Source organism: Agrococcus sp. Ld7, assembly GCF_045064095.1.
Classification (GTDB): domain Bacteria; phylum Actinomycetota; class Actinomycetes; order Actinomycetales; family Microbacteriaceae; genus Agrococcus.
This window is the reverse complement of the sequence record NZ_JBISGY010000027.1, coordinates 150,652-168,866: the sequence shown is the minus strand read 5'-3', so window position 1 is coordinate 168,866 and position 18,215 is coordinate 150,652. Positions and strand designations below refer to the sequence as shown.

14 protein-coding genes are annotated in these 18,215 nt (G+C 72.1%); 4 read left to right on the top strand and 10 right to left on the bottom strand.

Annotated features, from left to right (window positions below; translation table 11 throughout):
* Positions 1-26: 26 nt before the first annotated feature.
* On the bottom strand, positions 27-1,724 hold the full coding sequence (gene ilvD / locus ACJJVL_RS06965) for a dihydroxy-acid dehydratase (RefSeq protein ID WP_405217714.1): 1,698 nt from the start codon (positions 1,722-1,724) through the stop codon (positions 27-29).
* Between the two features lie 101 nt (positions 1,725-1,825).
* Here ilvD and ACJJVL_RS06960 point away from each other — a divergent pair, with 101 nt between their 5' ends.
* A complete protein-coding gene (locus tag ACJJVL_RS06960) occupies positions 1,826-2,674 on the top strand; it encodes a sugar phosphate isomerase/epimerase family protein (protein ID WP_405217713.1) in 849 nt (282 codons plus the stop codon).
* A 1-nt stretch (position 2,675) separates the two neighbouring features.
* A complete protein-coding gene (locus ACJJVL_RS06955) occupies positions 2,676-3,914 on the top strand; it encodes a cytochrome P450 (protein WP_405217711.1) in 1,239 nt (412 codons plus the stop codon).
* A 244-nt stretch (positions 3,915-4,158) separates the two neighbouring features.
* Here ACJJVL_RS06955 and ACJJVL_RS06950 read toward each other — a convergent pair whose 3' ends face one another.
* The 9 genes from ACJJVL_RS06950 to ACJJVL_RS06910 all read right to left on the bottom strand — a co-directional run bounded on the left by ACJJVL_RS06950 (position 4,159) and on the right by ACJJVL_RS06910 (position 16,907).
* Complete coding sequence (locus ACJJVL_RS06950) at positions 4,159-5,697, bottom strand: class I adenylate-forming enzyme family protein (RefSeq protein WP_405217710.1); 1,539 nt, start codon at positions 5,695-5,697, stop codon at positions 4,159-4,161.
* Entirely contained in the window at positions 5,694-6,869 is a 1,176-nt protein-coding gene (locus ACJJVL_RS06945) for a cytochrome P450 (protein WP_405217708.1), read from the bottom strand. Before ACJJVL_RS06945 ends, ACJJVL_RS06950 begins: the two co-directional genes overlap by 4 nt.
* Positions 6,866-7,681: a glycosyltransferase family 2 protein gene (locus ACJJVL_RS06940; protein WP_405217707.1), complete on the bottom strand. Its 816-nt coding sequence runs from the start codon at positions 7,679-7,681 to the stop codon at positions 6,866-6,868. Before ACJJVL_RS06940 ends, ACJJVL_RS06945 begins: the two co-directional genes overlap by 4 nt.
* 8 nt (positions 7,682-7,689) lie before the next feature.
* Positions 7,690-8,733 carry a 3-oxoacyl-ACP synthase III family protein gene (locus ACJJVL_RS06935; RefSeq protein ID WP_405217706.1) on the bottom strand — a complete coding sequence of 348 codons (1,044 nt, stop codon included), beginning with the start codon at positions 8,731-8,733 and terminating at the stop codon, positions 7,690-7,692.
* A 38-nt stretch (positions 8,734-8,771) separates the two neighbouring features.
* Complete coding sequence (locus ACJJVL_RS06930; protein WP_405217705.1) at positions 8,772-10,361, bottom strand: multicopper oxidase family protein; 1,590 nt, start codon at positions 10,359-10,361, stop codon at positions 8,772-8,774.
* Positions 10,306-10,755 carry a hypothetical protein gene (locus ACJJVL_RS06925; RefSeq protein WP_405217703.1) on the bottom strand — a complete coding sequence of 150 codons (450 nt, stop codon included), beginning with the start codon at positions 10,753-10,755 and terminating at the stop codon, positions 10,306-10,308. Before ACJJVL_RS06925 ends, ACJJVL_RS06930 begins: the two co-directional genes overlap by 56 nt.
* Before the next feature lie 304 nt (positions 10,756-11,059).
* Positions 11,060-13,381, bottom strand: a complete 2,322-nt coding sequence (locus ACJJVL_RS06920) for a hypothetical protein (protein WP_405217702.1) — start codon at positions 13,379-13,381, stop codon at positions 11,060-11,062.
* The gene (locus ACJJVL_RS06915; protein ID WP_405217701.1) at positions 13,378-16,305 is read right to left on the bottom strand and encodes an MMPL family transporter; all 2,928 of its coding nucleotides are present in this window, start codon (positions 16,303-16,305) and stop codon (positions 13,378-13,380) included. The genes ACJJVL_RS06920 and ACJJVL_RS06915 overlap by 4 nt, the downstream gene beginning before the upstream one ends.
* A complete protein-coding gene (locus tag ACJJVL_RS06910) occupies positions 16,305-16,907 on the bottom strand; it encodes a TetR/AcrR family transcriptional regulator (protein WP_405217700.1) in 603 nt (200 codons plus the stop codon). Before ACJJVL_RS06910 ends, ACJJVL_RS06915 begins: the two co-directional genes overlap by 1 nt.
* 125 nt (positions 16,908-17,032) lie before the next feature.
* Between ACJJVL_RS06910 and ACJJVL_RS06905 the strand changes: the two genes are divergently transcribed.
* Positions 17,033-17,257: a hypothetical protein gene (locus ACJJVL_RS06905; RefSeq protein ID WP_405217699.1), complete on the top strand. Its 225-nt coding sequence runs from the start codon at positions 17,033-17,035 to the stop codon at positions 17,255-17,257.
* 31 nt (positions 17,258-17,288) lie between these two features.
* The gene (locus ACJJVL_RS06900; protein WP_405217698.1) at positions 17,289-18,152 is read left to right on the top strand and encodes a PfkB family carbohydrate kinase; all 864 of its coding nucleotides are present in this window, start codon (positions 17,289-17,291) and stop codon (positions 18,150-18,152) included.
* Positions 18,153-18,215 lie beyond the last annotated feature (63 nt).

Sequence of the window (18,215 nt, the reverse complement as noted above, 5' to 3'; positions counted from 1 at the left end):
TCCTGAGCTCGATCAGCCTGCGTGCGTCAGCCGGTGACCGCGCCGGTGGCGGCGGACTGCACGAGCTTGGCGTATTTGGCGAGGACGCCGCGCGTGTAGCGCGGGGGCAGCGGCTCCCAGCCCTCACGCCGGGAGGCGAGCTCTGCCTCGTCGACGATCAGGTCAAGCGAGCGAGCGGCGATGTCGACCTTGATGCGGTCTCCGTCGCGCACGAAGGCGATCGGACCGGAGTCGACCGCCTCAGGGGCGATATGGCCGATGCACAGGCCGGTTGTGCCGCCCGAGAATCTGCCGTCGGTCAACAGTAGTACATCCTTGCCGAGGCCCGCGCCCTTGATGGCGGCGGTGATCGCCAGCATCTCGCGCATGCCGGGGCCACCCTTCGGGCCCTCGTAGCGGATGACGACGACGTCGCCCGCCTGCACCTCGCCGTTCGTGAGCGCATCCATCGCGGCGCGCTCGCGGTCGAACACGCGCGCCGGACCCTCGAACACCTCCGCGTCGAAGCCGGCCGTCTTGACGACCGCCCCCTCGGGCGCGAACGTGCCCTGCAGGATGGTGAGGCCGCCGGTGGCGTGGATCGGGTTCGAGAGCTCGCGCACCACGGTGCCGTCGATCGGCTGCGGGTCGAGCGCGGCGAGGTTCTCGGCCAGCGTGCGACCGGTGACGGTGAGCACGTCGCCGTGCAGCAGGCCGGCGTCGAGCAGCGCCTTCATGACGACGGGCATGCCGCCGACGCGGTCGAAGTCCTGCGCGACGTAGGCGCCGAAGGGCTTGACGTCGGCCAGGTGCGGCGCGCGGGCACCGACGCGGCGGAAGTCGTCGAGCGTCAGCTCGACCTCCGCCTCGTGCGCGATCGCGAGCAGGTGGAGCACCGAGTTGGTGGAGCCGCCGAGCACCATCGCGACCGTGATGGCGTTCTCGAACGCCTCCTTGGTGAGGATGTCGCGAGCGGTGATGCCCTTCCGCAGCAGCTCGACGACGGCGGCGCCCGACTGGCGCGCGTAGTAGTCGCGGCGACGGTCGGCCGACAGCGGCGTCGACGAGCCGGGCAGGCTCATGCCGAGCGCCTCGGCAACGCAGGCCATCGTGTTCGCCGTGTACATGCCGCCGCACGCGCCCTCGCCTGGTGCGAAGCCGCACTCGATGCGGTGCAGATCCTCTGCCGAGATCTTGCCCGCCTTGTAGGCACCGACCGCCTCGAACGAGTCGATGATCGTCATCGACTGCGGGATCGTGCCGTCCTCGAGCTTCGCGAAGCCGGGCGCGATGGAGCCCGCGTAGACGAACACGCTCGCGAGGTCGAGGCGCGCCGCGGCCATGAGCATGCCCGGCAGCGACTTGTCGCAGCCCGCGAGCAGCACGGTGCCGTCGAGGCGCTCGGCCATCACGACCGTCTCGACGCTGTCGGCGATGACCTCGCGCGAGACGAGCGAGAAGTGCATGCCCTCATGGCCCATCGAGATGCCGTCGGAGACGGAGACGGTGCCGAACTGCAGCGGGTAGCCGCCACCGGCGTGCACGCCCTCCTTCGACGATCGGGCAAGCCGATCGAGCGAGAGGTTGCACGGCGTGATCTCGTTCCACGAGCTCGCGATGCCGATCTGGGGCTTCTCCCAGTCGGCGTCGCCCATGCCGACTGCGCGCAGCATGCCACGGCTGGTGGTGGCCTCAACCCCGTCGGTGACCGCGCGCGAACGCGGTTTGATGTCGATCTCTGGCATGCTTCGATCCTACGCCGGGGGTGATGTCAGATTTCGCCCGCCATTGCGATCGACCGGGCGCACGTGCGCGGCGCCCAGTCGGAGGGTCTACCGTCGGAGGCATGATCCCGGTCGGCCTCAGCACGATCTCCGTCTTCCCCAAAGGCGTCGAAGATGGCTTCCGCCTGTCGCGCGAGGCCGGGTACGACGGCGTCGAGGTCATGGTCACGACCGACTCCAAGACGCGCAACGCAGAGAAGCTCCTGGAGTTCGCTGATCGCTACGAGCAGCCGATCACCGCGATCCACGCTCCCGTCGTGCTGCTCACCAGCTTCGTCTGGGGCCGAGACCCGTTCGTGAAGCTCGATCGCTCTGCCGAGCTGGCGGTGTCGGTTGGCGCGCCCACCGTGGTCGTGCATCCGCCCTTCCGCTGGCAGGGCAAGTACTCCCGCACGTTCACGGATGCGGTGCGCGCGACCGAGCACAAGCACGGCGTCGAGGTGGCAGTCGAGAACATGTTCCCGTGGGCCGCAGGCGGCATCGACCGGCAGGCGTACCTGCCGGGCATCGATCCGAGCGAGATGGATGTCGACCACGCGACCCTCGACTTCTCGCACTGCGCGCTCGCGAAGCGCGACTCGATGCAGCTCGCCCTCGACCTGGGCGACCGGCTGCGTCACCTGCACCTCACCGACGGTGTGGCCGGCGAGGAGGGGCGCGTCTTCGACGAGCACCTGCTGCCCGGCCACGGCAACGAGCCTGTCGCCGAGGTGCTGCAGATGCTTGCGAGGCAGCAGTGGACCGGGCAGGTGATCGCCGAGATCAAGACGCGCCAGGCGCGCTCCGAGCGCGACCGGCTGCGGCTGCTGGTGGAGACAGTGGAGTTCGCCCGCGAGCACCTCGCGATCGGCGAAGCCGCCGCGACCGAGGACCGGGCTGCATCGGACGCCGCCGCGGAACCCGGCGCATGACGTGCCGGTCGCGGTCGAGCGGGATCCAGCGCCACGCGAGCGCCGCATCCGACTCCTTCGCGATGCAGTCGGTTCAAGCGCGGAGGCGCACGAGCGCCGGCTGCTGGCCGCGGCGCGCCCCGCCCTGCCGCTGCTGCTCTGGCTCGGCCAGCGCGCCAGGCCGATCATGCGGCTCCCGAGGCTCGGCTGGGTGACCGCCGACCCCGTGATCGCCCGGCGGATCCTGAACGACGGCGTGCACACGACCCTCCTCGAGGAGGGCGGGGTGGGCCACCTCTGGGCACAGGTGCTCGGCGACTGGGTGCTCGAGCTGTTCGACGGTGCGGGCCACGTGGAGCTGCGCACCCGCACGAAAGGGCTGTTCACGGAGGCCACGGGGGCCGCGCTCGTCGAGCGAGCATGGAGCGGGATCCTCGATCGGGCGAGGGCGCGGCTCGACGCCGGTGAGATCGTCGACATCGCTGAGCTCTCCCGCACCCTGGTGGGAGGCATGGTCATCGAGCTGTTGGGCATGCCGCCAGCAGACGAGGCGGGATGCCGCGAGGTCTTCGCGATCGGCGAGGAGCTCGCCGCCACCGCGCTCGGATCGACCGCGGACACTCGGCTGTCTGGCGAGTCGATCGAGCATGCGCGCTCGATCGTCGATCGCCTCACCGTTGGGGTGCCGGAGGGCTATCGAACGGCGGGCGAGGACACCGTGCTCGGCCGCTGCCGAGCGATGGGCCTCACGCTGCAGCAGACCCGGGGGCTCGCGACGCTGCTGATGGTCGCGGGCACCGAGACCGCGGCGTCAGCGATGGGGCGCTTGGCGGCGTTGCTGGTCGACTCGGGTGAGCAGCAGCGTCTGATCGCCGACCCCTCCCTTGCGGAGGGTGCCGTGCGGGAGACGCTGCGCGTCGCCTCGCCTGCACCGCTCATCGGCCGGGCGATCGCGGCTGACCACGAGATCGAAGGCAGGAAGCTGCGCGCAGGAGAGCGCGTGATGATCCTGACCTGGACTGCGAACAACACCGCGGGTCGCTTCCGCATCGATCGCCCGTACTCGCCGCACCATCGACAGCTGTGGTTCGGTGCCGGACGACACCTGTGCCTCGGTGCACCGCTCGCTCGTGCCGAGCTCGGCGCGATGCTCGAGCTGCTGCTCGGCGACGGCCGCGAGATCGAGATCGTGCGCCGCACCTACGGTCGGCGGGTGCTCATCCCCGCCTACAGCGAGCTGCTGGTGCGCAAGCGCGGCTGACCCCTCCGCCCTCCCCCTTCCGGCCGGCCCGCTGCACAACGCAAGCTCCTCCTCCCGATCGGGCCGTGGCTGCGACGCAGCCAGCCGGACAGCCGCGAAACTCGCAGCGCGGGCTTGCGTTGTGCAGACGCCGCCCCCGTGGCGGCGAGCGGCGCCGCGTCGGCGAGCGGCGCCGCGGCGGCTGGGCTGCGGTCGCTCAGCTCCGGTCGGGGCGCCCCGGCGTGCGCTGTGCGCTTCGCGGCGGCTACAGCAACGGCGCGACGAGCGCCACCAGCGCCGCGCGGTCGGGCTTGCGCATCCGGCCGCGCCTGGGCAGTGCACCGATCGCCACGACCAGGTCGGGCAGCGCGCCGTGGTCGATCAGGCCGGGCAGCGCCGCCGCCACGCGTCGGGCGAGCGGATGCGCAGGGTCGGCCGGCAACCCCTCCGGGGCTCCGTCCGGCACGACGGCGACCACGACGCGGTCGTCGCCGATCTCGTCCGGAACCCCCACCATCAGGGCGTCGGCGACCCCGGGCAGGGAGGCGATCACCGGCTCATAGAGGCCGACGTAGATGTTCTGCGTGCCGCGCAGCAGCATGTCCTTCTTCCGTCCCAGCAGCGTCAGCCGGTCGCCGTCCAGACGTGCCAGATCGCCCGTGCGCACCTCGTCCAGCTCGCGCGGCAGCTCGTGGACGTAGGCGCGGGCGAGGCCGGGACCGGCGAGCACGAGCTCACCCTCGTCGATGCGTGCGTCGACGCTCGAGGCGACGCGGCCGACGAAGTCGCCGTCGCCCGAGGCATGCAGCTTCTCTGCGCCGTCGGCGATCGCGACCGGCAGGATCTCGCTCATGCCGTAGACGCAGCGCACGCGTGCCTCGGGGAAGCGGGTGAGCGCCCGCTCGATGAGCGGCGGCAGCACCGGGGCACCGCCGAGTGCGATGAGGCGCAACGAGCCAGCGGGCGCCTGTCGCTCGTCGAGCAGACGCAGGATCGCGTCGAGGCCGGCGGGCGACGTGAAGACTGCCTCTGCGCCTTGCAGCAGCGGCAGGTAGCGCTCCGGCGAGGCTCCCGAGTCGAGACCAGCGGGCGGCAGCGTCCAATGGCTGCCGGCGATGAGCGCAGGGATGCCGATCATCAGCTGATCGGTGAGCACCCGGAGGCCGGGTTCCAGTCCCAGCCCGGAGCGGATGTCGTCGAGCCCCGCCCCGAGCGACGCGAGCGTGTGCAGCACCGTCTTCGGCGTGCCCGTGGTGCCGGAGGTGAAGATGAGCAGCGCGTCGGCATCCGGGTTCGCCGGGGGCAGCTGGCCGTGGCCGGCGCGGGCCAGGCGGTCGAGCCGCAGCGCCCCGCGCGGCGCACCGGGCAGCACAGCCCCGGTGACGATGTGCTGAGCATTCGGCAGCAGCTCGCGGTAGGCGGGCAGGTCGATGCCGCGGCGTCGGGCAATGCCGCGAAGCACGGGCGACGAGACGAGGTGCAGGACTGACTCGGCCGCCGTCCACTGCGGCTTCGCGAGCGCGAGCCTCGCAGCGAGCAGCTCCGGCCCGGCTCCGAGATCGACGAAGGCGATCTGCCCACCCGCGCGGCAGATCGCGAGCGCGAGCACCACGGCATCGATCGACGGGCGCACCGAGAACGCGACGCGGTCACCCGGCCGCATGCCCGCGCGCGCCAACCCGGCAGCGACGCGCTCAACGCGGTTGCCGAGCTGCGCGAAGGTGAGCGTGCGATCGCCGAACGTGAGCGCCGGGCGCGCGGCATGCTCGCGCGTGGCAGCCAGCACCGCCTCGAGCATGCTCATGCGGCGGCCTCCAGCGTGAGCCGCGCGTAGCCGGGCAGCAGCTGCCCTCTCGATGGCGCGCGGTCGACGATCCGCAGCCGCCGCCCGGCTGCCTCCACTCGGCGCAGCGCTGCGAGCGCCAGCCGGATCTCGGCCATCGCGAGCGGGGCCCCGATGCAGAAGTGCGCGCCGGCGCCGAACCACAGCTGCTTGAGGCTTGCGGCGCGGTCGGATGCCGGGTCGAAGCCGCCGCTCGCGCGGTCGGCGGCGTAGGTGGCGATGATCACGCGGTCGCCGGGTCGCACGCGCACCGCGCCGATCGAGCGCTGCTCCAGCGTCGAGCGGAGCATCACGGGCGTCGGCGTCGTCCAGCGCATGCACTCGGCGATCACTCGCTCCGCGGCGTCGTCGTCGAGCGCCTCGCGCATGGTGTCGCTGTCGAGCAGCAGCGCGACGATGCGAGGGATCGCCGCCGCGATGGTCTCGGTGCCCGTGAGCACGAACGCGCCGACGGCACCGAGCGCCTCGTCCTCCGAGAGACCCAGTGCCCGTAGCCGCCCGGGGACGGTCGACTCGTCACCCCGATACGCGGCAGCTGCATGCTCGCCGAGCGAGTCGAGCACGGCGCGCGCGCTGCGCACCTGCGCCGCCGTCAGCGTCGGGCGCGCGAGCCGCACCATGCCGGTGATGCCCGCGACCCGCCGGAACAGCCGGTCGTCGACCGCTGCCCGATCCAGACCGACGAGCAGCGCGATGGCGGAGCTCGCCGACCGCCGCACGTGGGCAGCGAGGTCGACGCGCTCCCCCGCCAACAGCCGTCGCTCGACCTCGGCCGTGCCCTCGCCGAGCGTCTCGGCCACCAGCGGCTCGACGAACGACGGCGAGAAGATCGGGGCGAGCCTGCGGCGCAGCGCACGGTGATCCTCGCCGTGCATGTTCACGAGCACGCGCGCACCGAGCACCGGCGTCCACAGGTCGCTCGACGCGCCCGGCCCCTGCTTCGAGAAGCCCGAGCCATCGAGCAGCACCTGTCGCACGAGCGTCGCGTCCTTCACCACCACGCCCAGCCCCGGCACGCGCCGCACTGGCCCCGGCACTGCTTGCAGGAGCGGGTACGCGATCGGGTGCACGGCGTGCATGAGGCGTTCGTCGCGGCGCATCGCGAGCGCGAGCCGCTGCCGGCGATCGGTCAACGGATGTCCACGTGGTCGGGCCGGTAGGCGTGATCCTTGTACCAGAGCAGGGTGTTCTTGAGCCCCCACGCCTGCACGCGGCGGGAGGAGCCGCGCACGACCACGTCGTTCCTGCGCGCGATGCGGCCGGTGAGACGGCGCACGGCGTTCACGAGTGCGCGATCCTCGTGCAGGTCCTCGATCGCGGTGCGCGGGAAGCCGCCGCTTCCGATGTACATGCTCGCGGTGATCGCGACGTTGCAGCCGGCGGCCATGACGTACGGCCCGTGGAATTCGGGACCGTTGTTGGCGGGCCGCAGCACGCCGAACGCATCCGCGACCCGCACGGCACCGGTGAGCGCCGCTCGCTGCACGGGGCCGAGCCCCTCATCGTGCCTCGGCACCAGCAGCCCAGCGACGAGCTCGAGCCCGAGGCCGCCCTCCCGCGTCGGCGTGAGCGCGCGCCGGATGCGGGCGGTCCAGTCGAGCCGCGGCAGGCAGTCGGCGTCCGTGCGGGCGAGCATCGTGGCACCGGCCGCGATCGCAAGCCGCATCCCTGTGTCGGCCGCAGCGCCGGTGCCTTTCTGCGGCTCGTCGATCACGCGCCACCGGTGCAGCCCGCGCTCGGCCGCGAACGCCTCGATCACGGCGCGAGAGCCGTCAGTGGATCCGTTGTCGACGAAGATCGCGTCGAAGTCGGCATTCCGCTGCGCGGCGAGCTGCCGCAGCGTCGGGCCGATGCCGCTGGCCTCGTTGAAGACCGGCACGATGACGGCGAGCGTGCCCGCCGTGTCGCGCGCCGCGGCGCGCTCAGCCGCACCAGCGTCGCGCACCGACCCGCTCACAGCCGCACCAGCGTCGCGCCCAGGCTGATGCCGCCGGCCAGCCCGACGAGCAGCACGAGGCTGCCGTCGCCGACCAGGCCACGGTCGAGCGCGTGCCGCAGCTGGATCGGCAGCGTGGCGGAGGCGAGGTTGCCGTGCTGCGCGACCGTCGGGAGGATCTTCTCCACGTCGACTCCCAACCGGTCGGCGATCGGCCCGAGGTGCGGCTCGGCGACCTGGTGCATGAGGATCAGGTCGAGGTCGGCCAGAGCCACGCCGTTGCGTGCGAGCAGCCCGGTGACGAGATCCGGCCCGAGCGCCATGAACGCGCGCTGCAGGGCGCGGCCGTCGATGTCGAAGTAGGTCGCGTCGAGGTCACGCGGTCGCATCGAGCCGCCCATCGGCAGTGTGCCGATCGTCCAGTGGTGGCTTGCGGCCGAGAAGGCCAGGTCGATGATGCCGCGAGCCGGGCTCGAAGAGTTCACCCGAGCCCCGCCGTGCGGCTCCGCCGTCTCGCTCACCTCGAGGATGAGCGCCGCACCCGCATCGCTCATCGTGTAGCCGGGGAAGGAGCGCACGAACTGGTGGCGGTCGGTGACCTTCCACCGCACGGCACTCGTGGGCGTCTCGCCGCTCGCGATGAGCACGCGCCGCGCCTGGCCGGAGACGATCATCGCGTGCGCGACCTGCATGGCGTTCAGCACCGAGTTGCACGCGTTCTTCACGTCGAAGACGGGCACGCCGAGCCCGAGCTTCTCGTTGACGATGTGGGAGGTCGCGGGCTCGATCAGATCCTGGCTGGCGCTCGCGAAGAGGAGCAGGTCGACGGGCGCGCGCGATGCCGCGAGCGCGTTGCGGGCGGCGAGCACCGCGAGATCCGACGCCTGCTGGCCCTCGTCGCGCTCATGCACCCGGTCGACACCCGTCATGCGGCGGATGAGGCCCACGGGCAGCAGCACCCCCGGATTCTCGTCGCGCAGCCGTCGCTCCGTCTGCTCGGTCGTGCGGATGCGCCGAGGGAGATGCGTGCCGACGGAGACGATGGCAGAGGTGAGCGGCACAAGCGCGAGCGTAGCCGTCTCCGACGGTCAGGCGGCGCCTACTCCGGCTCGTTGCCGGAATCGCGTCCGAGCAGGAAGGGCGTCGTGACGCCCTCGTACGACAGATGCGTCATCAGCCCTTCGGATGCGTGCGGCAGGTTGTGGCAGTGATCCATCCAGATTCCGGGGTTGTCGGCGACGAAGGCGACGTCGTACGACTCGCCATGCTCCACGTGCAGCGAGTCGACCCACCAGGGACTGCCGGATGCGAGCACCCCGTCGCGTGCGAGCACGAGCAGGTGGTGCCCGTGCAGGTGCATCGGATGCGCCTCGCCCGATGCGTTGGAGATGCGCATCCGCACGACGTCGCCCTCCTGCACCATGTACATCGGCACGTCGTCGCCCATCCGCCCGTTGATGGTCCACCAGATGCCGGGCGTGCCGTCGAGGAAGCCAGGAGCGCGACCGATGTCGTACGTGAAGCTGCGGTCGGGCTGCGCGGGGTCGAACGCGGGAGGCGCGGGCGAGCCGTAGTCCAGTAGATCAAGGAAGCGATCGGGCGCGGGCTGCGATGGCGGGGCGGTGTCGGAGGGGCCGAGCACGATCGAGACGCCGGGTGCCTGCACCCGCACAGCCCCCGTCGCCGGCACGACGACCTCGAGATCGATGCGGCCGCCCGCGGTGAGCAGCAGCTTCGCCGCATGCACCGGGGTCGGCTCGCGCAGCTCCGTGCCGTCGACGGCAACCACCAGGAAGCTGGCGCCGCTCACCCATGCGGCCGTGGCTGCGTTGTCGGTGTTGATGAGGCGGACGCGCGCGGTCGATCCCACTGCAGCATCGTGGGCGACCTCTCCCGACATCCCAGTGAGGGTCCGCGAGGTGCCCGGATACGTGTGCAGGAGCGCTGCGACGTCGTCGACCACGAGACCATCGGCCGGCTCGATCACGAGCGCGCCGAACAAGCCGCCCAGTACCTGCGCGTGGGAGAGCTGATGCGAGTGGTACCAGTAGCTGCCCGCATCCTCCGCCACGAAGCGGTAGGTGAACGCCTCGCTCGGCCGCACCGCATCCTGCGTCACGCCGGCGACGCCATCCATGGCGGCCGGCACGTCGACACCGTGCCAGTGGAGCGTCACGCCACCCGCGACATCCTCGTTCCGCAGCACCACCTCGATGAGCTCGCCCTGCGCTGCGCGGATCTCGGGACCGGGCGTCGTGCCGTTGAGCGTGAAGGCATCGACCCGCTCACCTCCCGCGAGCACGATCGACTCCGCTCGCGCCGTGAGCTCGACGTGCACGTCGTCTGATCGGTGGGGATCTTCGATGAGCTCGCTGACCGAGACAGAGCCTCCGTCGGGCCCTGCCGCTGGGTCGTGGGCGTGGCCGTCACCGCCCACGACGGTCGCGCCGTTGCCGATGTCCGCGACGCCCATGGCCATCGCCGAGTAGACGGGGGCGCGCTGGCTCGAGATCCACGAGGTCGCGATCGCCACGACCAGGGCCCCGGCGATGAGGAGCGCGGTCGCGCGCAGGATGCGGCTGAGCCGCCGCCCGCGCGCGCCGCGTCCCGACTGACTGGCAGACGCCGCCGCGTCAGCCGACACCGACGGTCGACCGCGGAGCGACTGCCTCGGCGCGTGCACCGGCACGGATGCCGGCGTACATCGCAGTGCCGAACAGCAAGAGGGCATTGACTCCGTGCAGGAATGCAAGCGCCGTCATGTCGTGCCCGAAGATGCCGAGGGCGACCTGCAGCACCACGAGCGCGAGCACGATCGCCGCCCACATGACCCCGTTCGGGATCTTCGCCAGGAAGGCGACGACCAGCAGCACGACCGCGGCGATGGGGATGACGTACATCCCGTTCATGCCATGGATCATGAAGCCGAGTGCCTCTGGGAAGTTCGGCGGGCCGGACATGTCGAAGGTCCCGCCCTCTCCCAGGAACTTCGCGATGCCGGCTGACGACCAAGCATGCGAGGCTGCCTGGAGCGCGACGAGCCCGCAGATGAGGTAGGCGAGCACACGATAGGTGAGACGCATGGTGACTCCTCCACCGGAATCGATCGGACTCCGGACACGGTCGACAGCAGCGCTGGAGCGGCCGAGATGCCGGCCGCGTCGCCTGTCGGAATGCACCTTCGCTGCGCCCGTGACGAGGCGACTGCGATGGCGCCGACCGTGCTCGGCGATGCGGCGAAGCGCTGACGGCGCCGCACGGAGGACCCGTCGCCTACGCTGAGAAGTAGACGAACAGCGTTATATTTACTCGCTCTGCCCGACCATGTCAAGCAATCGTTCGACAGGACCACCGAGACGGCTCGTCGCCGCGGTCACCGCGCACCCGTCAGGCGGCGGCGAGTCCCGGTGTCGGCGCCAGCGCGTCGAGCGAGCGGATGCGCGCCCCCGTCTCCCGGCGCCGCGCGCTGCGCACCGCGAGGTACGCGGCGAGCAGCCCGGCGCCGGCGAAGATCACCAGCATCGCGACCGCACCCCATGCCCCGCCGGCCCCGGTCGCGATCGCCTGCAGCGCATCCACCGCGTGCGTCATCGGCAGCGCGGGCGCGATGGCGTCGAACCCGCTGCCCAGCACGGCACGTGGCACGATGCCGCCGGCAGCCACCGCCTGCAGGCCCAGGAGCACGATCGACACGACGGCGCCGACCGGCCCCCACCACGCGATGAACGCGAGGTGCAGCAGGGTCGCGACAGCGGCGAACAGCAGCGCGACACCGAACGTCGCTGGCGCGGCCGTCCAGGCAACACCGCCGATCGCGTGCACCACGACCGTCGCCAGCAGTGCCTGCACGGCGACCACCCAGGCGGAGCGTACGAGCAGGGTCGTCAGCACGCGACCGTTCGGCTCGGCTGAGCCGAAGACGCGGCGGCGGCTGCGAGCGAGCACGAGCGCGAGCGCGAGCGCGCCCAGCCACAGGCCGATCGGCACGGCGACCGTGGCGATGCGCGCCTCGCCGCTCGGCACGGCGTTCTGCTCCGACAGGTTGAAGCCGACGGGGTTCGTGGCGACCTCCGAGAGATCAGCGAGCTCGCTGTCGCTCAGCTGCGGCAGCGCAGCGACCGCGGTGCGGAGCCCGTCGCCGAGCTCGGTGGCGCCATCGCCAAGCTGCGATGCCCCGGTCTGCGCGGAGCGGGCGCCTGCGGCGAGCTGCACGGCCCCGGATTCGAGCTCGCCCAAGCCGTTGCCGAGCTCGCGCGTGCCGGAGGCGAGCTGCTGCGCGCCCGTGACGGAGGCGCCGAAGCCGCCGTCGAGCTCAGCGAGCCCGCCGGAGAGCTGCGAGGCGCCATCGCGCAGCGCCGGCGATCCCGCGGATGCCTGCGCCGCGCCGTCGGCGAGCTGTGACGCGCCGTCGCGCAGCGCGGGCGATCCCGCGGATGCCTGCGCCGCGCCGTCGGCGAGCTGCGACGCGCCGCCCCGGAGCTCTGCGCCTCCGGCGACGAGCTGCGCGGCTCCAGCGTCCAGCTGGTCGAGACCCGCGGTCACCTCGCCGAGCCCACTTGTGAGCTGACCGGCGATGTCCTGCTGTGACAGCTGCCCGAGCCCTCCCGCGAGCTGCCGCGCCGCCTCCAGCACCTGCGGGTCGGTGTCCGGATCGGCCTCGAGCGCCGCGACGACCTGGGCCGCGGCCGAGCTCGACGATTCGATGGCGGCCTCGAGCTCATCGATGCCGCCGGCCGCGAACGCCTGGTCGAGGCCATCGCTGATCTGTGCGGTCGCCTGCTGCACGCCCCCGGCGAACTGATCGACACCGCCGGTGTACTGGCCGACGCCGTCGCTGAGCGACGCGGCACCGCCCGCGAGCTGGTCGATGCCACCCGTGTACTGATCCACGCCGTCGCTGAGCGACGCGGCACCGCCCGCCAACTGGTCCACGCCGCGCGTGTACTGGCCGACGCCGTCGCTCAGGCCGGATGCGCCGCCGGCGAGCTGGGAGATGCCCGACTGCGCCGAGCCGAGCCCGGCAGCGAGCTGGTCGCCGCCTGCCGCGAGCTCCCCAGCGCCGTCCTGCGCGCTGCCGGCGCCGTCGGCGAGCTGGTCGATGCCGCCGGCCAGCTCTCCGAGCCCGTCCGCGAGCTCCGCACCGCCGTCGCCCACGGCATCCGCACCGTCTGCCGCGGTGCCGAGCTCCTCGGCGAGCGTTCCGAGACCCCCGTAGAGGCCCGAGATGAAGCCGTTCGTCACGACGTCGCCGAACGAGGCCATGATCGATTCGCCGGTCTCGCTCGCGAGGCTCGTCGCGAGCCCGCTGGAGGTGGCATCGGTGACGATGCGGATGCCCGCCTGTCGCGGCTCGTCGCCCTGCAGGCTCAGCACGCGCTGCGAGAAGTCGGGCGGGATCGTGACGACCGCCTGCACCTCGCCGTCCGCGAGCGCCGCGGCGGCATCCTCGTCGTTCAGGATCAGGAACTCGAAGCCGTCGTCCTCATCTGCGACGAGGTCGGTGACCACCTGACGGCCCGCGAACATGGTCGTCTCGGTGCCATCCTCCGCGGTAGTCGTCAGCAGCTCGTCGAGGTTCACGACGGCGGCGGGCACGTCGTAGTCGCCGTCGGCCGCAGGGCCGAACGACCACGCGGCGAACGCGGCGATGGCGAAGGGCGTCGCGGCGGCCGCGGTGAGCGCGACCGCCTTCTTCAGCGTGCTGGTCATCGGTCTGCTCCCGTGGTCGCGAGCGCCTCGGTGGGCGTCGCGTCGGTGTCGGTGTCGGTGTCGGCTGCCGCGGCGGCCTGGGCGGCTGCGCGATCCTCGGCTGCGGCGTCGGCGGGCGCGAGCTCGATCGCGGTGCGGCCGTGCGCCTCGGGCGCCGGCTCGCTCGTGACGATCGTGACGTCGTCGCCACCCACGCGTGCGGCGATGGCGGCGGCCCCCGATGGTGCCCCGGATGCCGCGTCGATCCACAGCACGCTCGGGGAGCGCTCCATCGCGATCGTCAGCAGCACCGCGGCGCGCTCGAGCGGCGCGAGCCGCGACAGCGGTGCCGCAGCGTCGATGGAGACCCCGGCCGCAGCGGCGGCGCGGCGCACGAGTGCGGCGGCACGGCGGTCGAGCACGGGCCCGACGGCGAACGGCGCGCGCAGCGCCAGCGCCGCCCTGGCCGCCTGCTGCGCCGACTCGACGTGGCCATCGAGGTCGATGAGCGCGACGCGGCCGCGCAGCGTGCCGACGTCACCGGGCAGCGCAGCGCCGCCGACGTGGGCGTTCCCGCTCGCGCCGACGTCGCCCACCAGCGCGTGCGCGAGCCGCTGTCGGTCGGCGAACTCGCCGGTCAGCCGCACGACGGCGCCGCGGGGCGCGGTCGTCGTCCACGAGGCACTGCCGGGTGCGTCGTGCCCGAGCTCAGGCCGCAGCCGCTCGAGCGCGAGCTGGCCACCCGCCTCCGCTGCCCATGCGAGTGCGGCGCGGTGGCGCCCCAGCCCCTCGCCCTCAACATCCATGTCGGGCAGCATGCGGTCGAGCCACTTCGGCAGCCACCAGGCCCGCTCCCCCATGAGCGTCATGAGGGCGGGGATGAGCGTCATGCGCACGAGGAAGGCGTCGACGGCCACGCCGACGGCGAGTCCGAGTGCGATCGACTTGATCACCGCCATGCCCTCCGGCACGAACGCGAAGAAGACGAAGAACATGATGAGCGCGGCCGCGGTGACGACACGCGCATTCGCGGCGAAGCCATGACGCACGGCGTTGACCGCGCGATCCGGGTCCGAGGCGCTGCCGTGCGAATAGGCCTCCCGCATGCCGGAGACGAGGAACATCTGATAGTCCATCGCCAGGCCGAAGAGCACCGCCATGAGCAGCACCGGCATGAACGACAGGATCGGTCCGGCCTCCGCATGCAGCAGCTCGATCCCCCATCCCCACTGCATGACCGCGACGACCGTGCCGAAGGCGGCGAGCACCGAGGCGAGGAAGCCGAGCGCCGCGGTGACGGGCACCAGGATCGACCGGAACACCAGCATCAGCAGCACGATCGCCAGCGACACGACGACGGCGCCGAAGGGCAGCAGCGCGCCGGAGAGGCGCTGCGACACGTCGATCTGCACGGCGGTCGAGCCCGTGACGGCGATGGGGGTGTCGTACTCGGCCTCCAGGCCAGGGGCCGCGTCGCGGATGGCGTTCACCACGTCGACGGTCGCCGGGTCGGAGGGTCCGGTGTCGGCGATCACCTGGATGATCGCCGTGTCGACGGTCTCGTCGGGGAAGGCGCTGCCGATGCGGGCGACGCCGTCGATCGCCTCGAGCTCGTCGGAGAGCGAGTCGAGCGTGCCGAAGATGTCGGTCACCTGGGTGATGTCGGCCATCACCACGAGCGGCCCGACGGAGCCCGGCCCGAAGCCGTCCTGCATCATGTCGTAGGCCTGCCGCTGCGTCGTGCCCTGCGCCTCGCCGCCGTTGTCGGGCAGCGCGAGCTGCAGGCTGGCAGCCGGGATGGCGACGACGCCCACGACCGCGAGCACACCGATGATCGCGAGCCACGGGCGCCGCGCGACGCCGGTGACCCAGCGCATGCCCATGGTCGGCTGCGTGTCGACGTCGCGTGCAGCGAGTCGCGCGGCGCGGCTGCCGGGCTTCGGCCGCAGCCGCTCGCCGAGCAGCGACATGATGGCCGGCAGCAGTGTCGCGGCCCCTGCAACGGCGATCGCGACGGAGGCGGCAGCACCGAGGCCCATCACCGACAGGAAGGGGATGCCGACGATGAGCAGCCCGATCAGCGCGACGATCACGGTCAGGCCCGCGAAGACGACCGCGGTGCCGGCGGTGCCGACTGCGAGCGAGCCGGACTCGCGCACGCCCATGCCGGCCGCGAGCTGCGATCGATGCTTGGAGAGGATGAAGAGGGCGTAGTCGATGCCGACCGCGAGGCCGATCATGAGCGCCATGAGTGGGGCGGAGTTCGAGACGGTGACGAGCGCGGAGGCGCCCAGCACTCCACCCATGGTGATGCCGATGCCCACGAGCGCCGTGATCAGCGGCAGACCCGCCGCCAGCAGCGACCAGAAGGTCACGAACAGCACGACGCCGGCGAACAGCACGCCGAGGCCCTCCACCCAGGAGATCGGAACGCTGGTGGCCTGGAACGCCTGACCGCCGAACTCGACCGTCAGGCCGGTCGCGCGCGCCGCATCCGCCGTCATCACCAGCTCGTCGATGCCGGCGGGGGTGACGCCCGCGCCCTGGGGCTCGAACTGCACCTGCGCGTAGGCGTACTCGCCGTTGTCGGAGATCTGCTCGGTCGCGAACTCGTCCCACGGGCTGACCGCGGTCGCGACGTCGTCGATGGCGGTGATCTCGGCGACCTGCTGCTCGATCGTGTCGCGGTAGTCCTCGACCCCCTCGCCATCGGGTGCGCGGTAGACGACCTGCACGGCGCTGCCGGCGACCTGCGGGAAGACGCTGCCGAGCCGGTCGAGCGCCACCTGCGACTCGGTGCCGGGGATCTCGAAGGATTCCTGCATGTTCGGGCCGAGCGCGAGGGCGCCGCCCAGCACGCCGCCGAGCAGCACCACCCAGGCGAGGATGACGAACCAGGCGCGGCGCATGGATGCGGCGCCGACGCGGGCGAGCCAGGTGGCCATCAGGCGTCCTTCCCGTCAGTGCGCGCTGCCGTGGCCAGCTCGGCGGGCAGCGGCGGGCACAGGTCGACGATCGTGTCGATGAGCACGCGGCGCTGCACCTCGCGGTCGACCTGCGGAATGGCGTCGCGGTCTGCCTCGCCGATGAGGAAAGCGGCGCCGGCGAGTCCGATCGAGAGCCGCATGATCTCTGGCTTGTCCGGCGCTTCGGCGATCAGCACCTGCGCCATGCGAGCGACGAGCGCGTTCGCACGTTCGACGACGGGCACGTCGACCAGCGCTCCGCGCTGGCTGATGAAGATCGTGACCGCTCGCGCGTGCGCCTGCAGCAGATCGATGAAGGCGGTGACCATCGCCTCCAGGTCGCCACGGCCGAAGGCGTGATGCTGCTCGCGGCTGGGCACCTGCTCCAGCAGCGCGTCGAGCGCGTCGATCGCCGGCGCAAGGGCTGCCTCGAGCAGCGCTTCCTTGGCATCGAAGTGGTAGAGCACCGACGACTTGGACGTGCCGACGTCGTCGGCGATCTGCTGGATCGAGGTGCCGAGGTAGCCGAAGCGAGCGAAGCGCTCGAGCGCGGCCTGGAGGATGGTGTCATGCGTGGTCACGTGACCCGAGTCTACTGACCGATCGGTCAGCAGTCGACCGATCGGTCAGGATGCACAGCGGATGCGTAGGGTCGGGGGCGCCGCACAGGCACACGTCGGTAGGTTTGGAGCGACGAGGAGGCGACATGCGCAAATACCTGTTCAACGCGGGCTTCATCAGCTCGCTCACCAGTGCCGTTCCGGTGCTGAGGGCAACGAAGTCCGGTCCGCGCGACTGGCGGCTCGCCCTGCTCTGGGCCAGCTGGGGCATCGGCGTCGCGCTCGCACTGGGTGCGATCAACCAGCGCGACGACGGGATCAAGCAGGACGAGCTGGAGCGCGAGCTGCGCAAGGCCGCCAAGCGCAAGTGATGCGAGCCATGTCGCACGCGACCGGGCGACCGTGAGCGAGCCCGTCGCCGTCGTCGGCGACGCGCTCGTCGACGAGGTCGACGGTGCCTCGATCGTCGGTGGCGCGGCGCTGAATGTCGCCGTGGGGCTGGCGCGCTTGGGCGTGCCCGCTCGGCTGATCGCGATGGTCGGGGACGACGCGCCCGGGCGGCTGGTGCGCGAGCACTGCGCAGCGCACGGCGTGGAGCTGCTGGCGACCGACGCTCCGCACGGCACCGCCGTGGCCGCCGCCGTGCGCGACGGCGGCACGATGCGGTACGAGTTCAACGACGCGGGACGGCAGCGCTTCGTCGACCTGGCGGGGCTCGAGGTGGTGCTCGAAGCCGCGCCGCTCGTCGTCGTCTCGTGCCTGGCGCTCGAGCATCCCGAGCAGATCGCTCCCCTGCGGTCGCTGTCGCGCTCGACCGAGCGACTGCTGATCGATCCCAACGCGCGGCCGGCGTACTTGCGCGGCGATGGGGCTCGTGAGCGGTTCGCCGTCGGCCTTGATGCGCTCGCGGCGCGGTCGCTGCTCGTCAAGCTGAGCGACGAGGATGCCGAGCTGGTCTACGGCGAGGACGCCGGCGAGACCGCGGCGCGCTGGCTGGAGACCGGCACCGAAGCCGTCGCGATCACGCGCGGCGCCGACGGCGCACGCATCGTGACCGGCCAGGGCTGGGTCGACGCCTTCGTGCCGTCGTTGCCGGCACCCATCGTCGACACCATCGGCGCCGGCGACAGCGTGCTCGCCTCCCTCACCGCATCCGTCGTCGCCGGCGATCACCGGCACGGATGGGCTGGCCCGCTCGAGCGCGCGATGGCCGTCGCCGCGGCCACGACGCGGAGCGCCGGCGGCCTGCTGCAGCTGCCCGAGTAGCCGATCACCGGTCGACCGGCGGCCACCCGCGCACGAGTGGTCGTTCGCACGCGCCTACCATGG